This window comes from Sphingomonas sp. BL2 (genome assembly GCF_056680015.1).
In genome coordinates, this window is record NZ_CM155261.1 from 1,988,397 (window position 1) to 1,995,000 (window position 6,604).

Genomic DNA, 6,604 nt, shown 5'->3' on the forward strand with positions numbered 1-6,604 from the left:
TGCTGTTCCTGTGGGCGCCGTTCCTGCAGGCGGGGCGGTGCCGCGTCATGTCGCGATCATCATGGACGGCAATGGCCGCTGGGCGAAGAAGCGGTTCCTGCCGCGCTTCGCCGGGCACAAGGCCGGCGTCGAGGCGGTGCGCAAGGTGACGCGCGCCGCGCGCGCGATGGGGATCGAGGCGCTGACGCTGTACGCGTTCTCGTCCGAGAACTGGCGGCGCCCGGCCGAGGAGGTCAGCGATCTGATGGGTTTGCTGCGGCATTTCATCCGCAGCGACCTCGACGAACTCGCGCGCGAGAATGTTCGGCTGCGCGTGATCGGGGATTACCACAGCTTTTCGCCCGATCTGGTGGCGATGGTCGATGACGCCATAGCGCGGACTGCGGGGAATAGTGGTCCGATCCTCGCGATCGCACTGAATTATGGCGCGCATGCCGAGTTGGTGACCGCCGCACGGCGACTGGCGGAACGCGCGCGCGATGGTGCACTCGATCCTGCAAGCATCGACGAGGCGACGATCGAAGCGGAGCTCGACACGCACGACCTGCCGCCGCTGGATCTGATGATCCGGACGTCGGGCGAGCAGCGCTTGTCGAACTTCCTGTTGTGGCAGGCGGCGTATGCGGAATTGCTGTTCGTCGACACGCTCTGGCCCGACTTCGATGCGGCCGCGCTCGCCGATGCGGTTGCGGCGTTTGGTCAGCGCCAGCGCCGCTACGGTGGTCTGTGAACCTTACCGACCCTGAAAAGGCGCCCGATCAGGCGTTGCGCACGCCGTCCAATCTCCAGCTCAGGATGATCGCCAGCGTCGGCATGATCGCGGTGGCGAGCCTTGCGCTGACGCTCGGCGGGATCGCGTTCTGGGTGCTGGGCGTGGTGGCCGCGCTGTTCATGATGGCGGAATGGTCGATGCTCCAGGGGGCCGACGCCAAGACCAAGCGGATGACGCAGTTCGCGCTTTCGGTGCCGCTTGCGCTGATGGCCCCCGCGTCGCTGATCCTCGTCATCCATGATTTCTTCACGCTGGGGCTGCTCGTGGGGGCGGCGTTCTTCGTCGTCATCACGACGCGCAAACCCAAGCTAGCGCTGGGCATCATTTATTGCGGTCTCCCCGTGTTCGCGCTGATGATCATTCGGCGACAGGACGAGGGCATCCTCTTCACGCTGTGGGCGCTGTCGCTGGTGTGGGCGTGCGATATCGGCGCGTTCTTTACCGGGCGGACCTTGGGCGGGCCGAAGCTGGCGCCGGTGATCAGTCCGAACAAGACATGGTCGGGGCTGATCGGTGGTGTCGTGCTGGCGAGTGCGGTCGCCGCGGTGCTCCACATGCAATACGGCCTGCCGCTGCGGATGACGCTGGCGACCCCGGTGCTCGCCGTGCTCGCGCAGATGGGCGATCTCTACGAGAGTTGGTTGAAGCGCGTCGCGGGGGTGAAGGACAGTGGGAATATCCTGCCGGGGCATGGCGGCGTGATGGATCGCCTCGACGGACTGGTCCCGGTCGCGCCGTTCGCGGCCTTCCTCGTCCTGTTGCCGCACTTCTACGCATGAAGAGCGTCACGATCCTGGGCGCGACCGGCTCGGTCGGGACCTCGACGCTCGACTTGATCGAGCGAGAGCCCGACCGGTTTCGCGTCGTCGCGCTGACAGCCAACTGCGACGTGGCGAAGCTCGCTGCGGCCGCGATCCGCACCAACGCAGAGTTTGCTGTCGTTGCCGATGAGGGGTGTCTTCCCGAACTTCGTGAGGCGCTGGCCGGAACAGGGATTCGCGCGGGCGGTGGTGCCGACGCGATCGCAGAGGCGGCGTCTTCGGGCGCCGACTGGACGATGGGCGCGATCGTCGGCTGTGCTGGGCTGAAGCCGGTGATGGCGGCGATCGAGCAGGGCGGTACTGTCGTGATCGCCAACAAGGAGCCGCTGGTCTCCGCCGGCGATGTAATCCTCGCCGCAGCCAAGCGGACCGGCGCGACGCTGTTGCCCGCCGACTCCGAGCACAACGCGATCTTCCAGTGCTTCGACGCGACTCGCCCTGAACGTGTCCGCCGGATCATCCTCACGTGCAGCGGCGGACCGTTTCGCGACTGGACCACCGAGCAGATGCGCGGCGTCACGCTGGAACAGGCGGTGAAGCATCCCAACTGGTCGATGGGCGCGAAGATCTCGGTCGATTCGGCGACCTGCATGAACAAGGGCCTCGAGCTGATCGAGGCCGCGCGGCTGTTCCCGATTCCGCACGACCGGATCGAGATCGTCATCCATCCGCAGTCGGTGATCCACAGCCTCGTCGATCATGTCGACGGGTCGGTGCTGGCGCAGCTCGGGCCTCCCGACATGCGGACGCCGATCGCGCATACGCTCGCCTGGCCGGACCGGATGGCTACGCCGATGGCGCCGCTCGACCTAGTCGCCATCGGCCGACTCGACTTCGAGGCACCCGATCCGGTGCGCTTCCCCGCGTTGCGGCTCGCTCGCGAGGCGCTCGACGCAGGCGGCGCTCGGCCGGCAATTCTCAACGCAGCCAATGAGGTAGCGGTCGAGGCATTCCTGCAGCGGCGCATCGGCTTCCTCGAAATTGCCGCAATCGTCGAACATACGTTATCGTGTTATGACCCGGCCGCGCCGGACAGCGTCGATGCCGTACTGGCGATCGATGCCGAGGCGCGGATCTTGGCGGGCGAGCGTGTGAAGGATTACGCGGTTTGATCGAAACACCCGGTGTCCTGCTGACCATATTGTCGTTCGCCGCGGTGATCGGCCCCCTCGTGTTCGTGCACGAGATGGGACATTACCTCGCTGGGCGTTTTTTCGGGATCAAGGCGGACGCCTTCGCGATCGGCTTCGGCCACGAGATCGCAGGCTTCACCGACAAGCGCGGCACGCGGTGGAAGTTTGGGTGGCTGCCGCTCGGCGGTTACGTGAAGTTCGCTGGCGACATGAACCCGGCCAGCCAGCCCTCCGCCGAGTGGCTGTCGCTCCCCGCCGAAGAACGCCAGCGTACGTTCCAATCGAAGCCGGTATGGCAGCGCGCGATCGTCGTCGCAGCCGGCCCGGTGGTGAACTTCGTCGTTGCGATCCTGATCCTTGCCGGCTTCGCGTTCGCCTACGGTGACATCCGCATGCCGCCGATCGTTGGGGGCACGGTCCCCGGCAGCGCCGCTGCAGCGGCGGGCCTGCAGATCGGCGACCGGATTACCGCGATCGGCGGACGCTCGGTCGAGACGTTTGACGACCTAGCTCGCTATGCCCGCATCCGCGCCGGCGAAAGCACGCGGATCGACGCCCAGCGTGGTGGCCAGATGGTCTCGCGCGACATCGTCATCGGTACCGAACTCCAGCGCGACCGCTTCGGCAACGAATATCGAATCGGCCGCCTCGGCATCGCCGGCAGCAAGCCGGTCATCGTCCCCGTCAGCCTGATCGAAGCGCCGGTGATCGCGGTGAAGCGCACCGGCGAGATCGTGTCGATGATGGTCGAGACTCTTGGTCAGGTCATTACCGGACGCCGTTCGGTGAAGGAGCTCGGCGGGCCGCTCAGCATCGCCAAGGTGTCGGGCGAGCAGATGTCGCTGGGCCTCGACGCCTATGTCTTCCTGATTGCGCTGGTGTCGATCAATCTGGGGTTCATCAACCTGCTGCCAGTGCCCATGCTCGATGGAGGCCATTTGTTCTTCTATGCGATCGAAACGGTGCGCAGGCGCCCGGTCGAGCCGCAGGTTCAGGAATGGGCGTTTCGTGGCGGTCTTGCGGCGATCCTCGCGCTGATGTTGCTCGTGACCTTTAACGATCTCGGCAATTTCGGGCTCTGGAAGAACTTGGCCGGCTTGATCGGCTGACGACGATAGGGCAGGGCGGGCGCGCCTTGTATGTGCACGTTTTTAAGGTGGGTTTGGTGACAGCGATCAACGGTTACGATTTCGCGCGTAAGGGCGCCCTGCTGCTTGCAGGAACGATCCTGTCGGGCGTTCCCGCCTTTGCGCAGACGGCACCCGCCGCCTCGCCTTCTACCGCGCCCGCCGGAACGGCGACGCGGAACGGTGCGACGCGAGTCGCTCCGCCTGTAGTAACGCCCGTCGGTGCGCCGGTATCCGTGCGGACGATAAAGACTTTGCGCGTCGAGGGATCGCAGCGCATCGAGGGCGAGACGGTGCTCAGCTATACCAAGCTGCGCGTCGGCATCCCCTACACCGCCGAAACGCTCGATCAGGCGCTGAAGGATCTCCAGGCCAGCGACCTGTTCGCGGATTACTCGATCGCAGGTGTCGAGGACGGCAACATCGTTCTCCGCGTGCGCGAGAACCCGATCATCAACCGCGTGATCATCGAGGGCAACAAGGCGCTCAAGAGCGACAAGATCACCAAGGAGATCAAGCTCGCGCCACGCCAGATCTTTACGCGTACCGCGGTCCGCCAGGATATCGCGCGGATCATCGAGCTGTATCGCCGCCAGGGCCGCTTCGCCGCGGTGATCGATCCGAAGATGGTCAATCTCGACCAGAACCGCGTCGATGTGGTGTTCGAGATCAGCGAAGGGCCGAAGTCGAAGGTCCGCCAGATCAACATCCTCGGCAACGAGGTGTTTTCCGACGACCAGATTCGCGGTCAGATGGCGACCAAGCAGTCGCGTCTGTTCCGTCTGCTCTCGTCGGCGACCAGCTACGATCAGGATCGCCTGTCCTACGATCAGCAGAAGCTTCGCCAGTTCTACCTGACACAGGGCTATGCCGATTTCCGCGTGACCTCGGCGGTTGCCGAGCTGACGCCGGACAAGAAGGACTTCATCATCACGTACGTGGTGGAGGAGGGCAAGCGCTACAAGTTCGGCGACGTTACCGTCGACAGCCAGATCCGCGACTTCGACAACACCAAGCTCGCCGCCTCGCTGCCGCTCAAGAAGGGCGATTGGTACAACGCGAAACTGGTCGAGGATTCGGTCGACAATCTCAGCCAGACCGCGGGTCTGTTCGGCTATGCGTTCACCGAGGTGAACCCGGAGTTCCAGAAGGACGCCGAAACGCTGACGATGGGGATTAATTTCAACATCGCCGAAGCCAAGCGTACCTATGTCGAGCGGATCGAGATCAACGGCAACACGCAGACGCAGGACAAGGTCGTGCGTCGCGAGATCCGCCTGGCGGAGGGCGACGCGTTCAACAGCTTCCAGGTGAAGCGCTCGCAGGATCGCATCAACTCGCTGGGGTATTTCCAGGACAAGATGGAGATCAAGCAGTTGCCGGGTTCGGCACCTGATCGCGTCATCCTGGAGACCAACCTCGAAGAGAAGTCGACCGGCGAGCTGCAGCTTTCGGCGGGCTATTCGAGCCTTGAGCGCTTCATCATCCAGGCGAACATCACGCAGCGCAACTTCCGCGGCAAGGGCCAGGAACTGCGCGCTGGCGTCAACTATTCGAGCTATTCGAAGTCGATCGAGCTGGGCTTCACCGAGCCGTATTTGTTCGACAAGAACATTGCAGTCGGCGGTGACATCTTCCGCCGCGATTACAACTCGTTCAACTATATCGGTAACGACCGCCAGACGACGTATTCGCAGGTCTCGACTGGGTTCCAGCTTCGTGCCGGTGTGCCGCTGACCGAATTCTGGTCGCTGTCAGCGCGCTATGGCCTTTCGTACGATGAGGTTGGGCTCAGCGAATCGACATATTTTACTAACGGCCAGTGCGACATCCTCAAGGCCGGCCGCTATCTCTGCGAAGCGATCGGCAATCGTTGGACATCGTCGGTTGGCTATTCGCTTAGCTATGATACGCTGAACAGTCGTCTTCGTCCGACAGCTGGCTCGCGGTTCTCGTTCAGCCAGGATTTCGCCGGGCTTGGCGGCGACGTGAAGTATATCCGTACTCGTGCAGAGGGTGCCAAATACTATAATGTCGGCAGCGGCTTCGTCCTGTCGGCTATCGGCGAAGGTGGCTACATCAAGTCGCTGGAAGGGAGCCGGGGCGAGGGTATCGACAAGGTCCGCATCACCGACCGTTTCTACCTTGGTGAGCCGCAGTTCCGTGGCTTCGACATCCGTGGCGTTGGCCCTCGCGTACTGCGAACCCCGTATACGACGGACGCCTCTGGCAAGCAGGTGCTGGTCACCGATCGCAATCAGTTCATCGATGACGCGCTCGGCGGCAACGCCTATTATCTCGGTCGCATCGAGATGGAGATTCCACTGGGTTCTGGCGCGCGCGAACTCGGTTTGCGCCCCTCGATCTATGTCCAGGCGGGGTCGTTGTTCAGCATCACGAAGCCGCGGCTTACGGTACCGGCGCTCGGTCAGCCGGGCTCGTATCCGGTGGCAGCCGATGGTACGATTCTGCCTCTTTTGACGCCGATCAAGAACGCGGCGGGCGAAACGCAATATGTCGTGCCGACGCCGACGACGGGTACGGATCCGAACGCTGGGGCGATCACCACCTGTCCGACGGGCTTTGGCGTCGGATGCGCAGGGACATCGACGAACACGCTCTATGCGTCCTCTTATGGGCCGTATAACGAGCAGTTTCTCGGTAATTCGGCGAAGCCACGCCTCTCCGTCGGCATCGGCGTGAACTGGAACTCGCCGTTCGGCCCGCTCCGTATCGATCTCGCCAAGGCCT

At 63.6% G+C, this 6,604-nt stretch carries 5 protein-coding genes (1 of these 5 running past the window's edge); all 5 read left to right on the forward strand.

Annotated elements, in window-relative coordinates; all coding sequences use genetic code 11:
• The first annotated feature begins 10 nt into the window (after positions 1–10).
• Complete coding sequence (locus AC1ME3_RS09225) at positions 11–730, forward strand: isoprenyl transferase (protein WP_480955724.1); 720 nt, start codon at positions 11–13, stop codon at positions 728–730.
• 65 nt (positions 731–795) lie between these two features.
• Entirely contained in the window at positions 796–1,551 is a 756-nt protein-coding gene (locus AC1ME3_RS09230; protein ID WP_480955799.1) for a phosphatidate cytidylyltransferase, read from the forward strand.
• The gene (locus AC1ME3_RS09235; RefSeq protein WP_480955725.1) at positions 1,548–2,705 is read left to right on the forward strand and encodes a 1-deoxy-D-xylulose-5-phosphate reductoisomerase; all 1,158 of its coding nucleotides are present in this window, start codon (positions 1,548–1,550) and stop codon (positions 2,703–2,705) included. Before AC1ME3_RS09230 ends, AC1ME3_RS09235 begins: the two co-directional genes overlap by 4 nt.
• The gene (rseP, locus tag AC1ME3_RS09240) at positions 2,702–3,835 is read left to right on the forward strand and encodes an RIP metalloprotease RseP (RefSeq protein WP_480955726.1); all 1,134 of its coding nucleotides are present in this window, start codon (positions 2,702–2,704) and stop codon (positions 3,833–3,835) included. The genes AC1ME3_RS09235 and rseP overlap by 4 nt, the downstream gene beginning before the upstream one ends.
• A 53-nt stretch (positions 3,836–3,888) precedes the next feature.
• Positions 3,889–6,604, forward strand: the 5' portion of a protein-coding gene (gene bamA / locus AC1ME3_RS09245; RefSeq protein WP_480955800.1) for an outer membrane protein assembly factor BamA. The gene runs 62 nt beyond the window's last position; 2,716 of the gene's 2,778 nt are visible here — the first part of the coding sequence; its start codon is at positions 3,889–3,891; the stop codon falls past the right edge of the window.

Coding starts and splice junctions, on each gene's coding strand:
- AC1ME3_RS09230 (WP_480955799.1), top strand. CDS start 796: ATGATCGCCAGCGTCGGCATGATCGCGGTGGCGAGCCTTGCGCTGACG.
- AC1ME3_RS09235 (WP_480955725.1), top strand. CDS start 1,548: ATGAAGAGCGTCACGATCCTGGGCGCGACCGGCTCGGTCGGGACCTCG.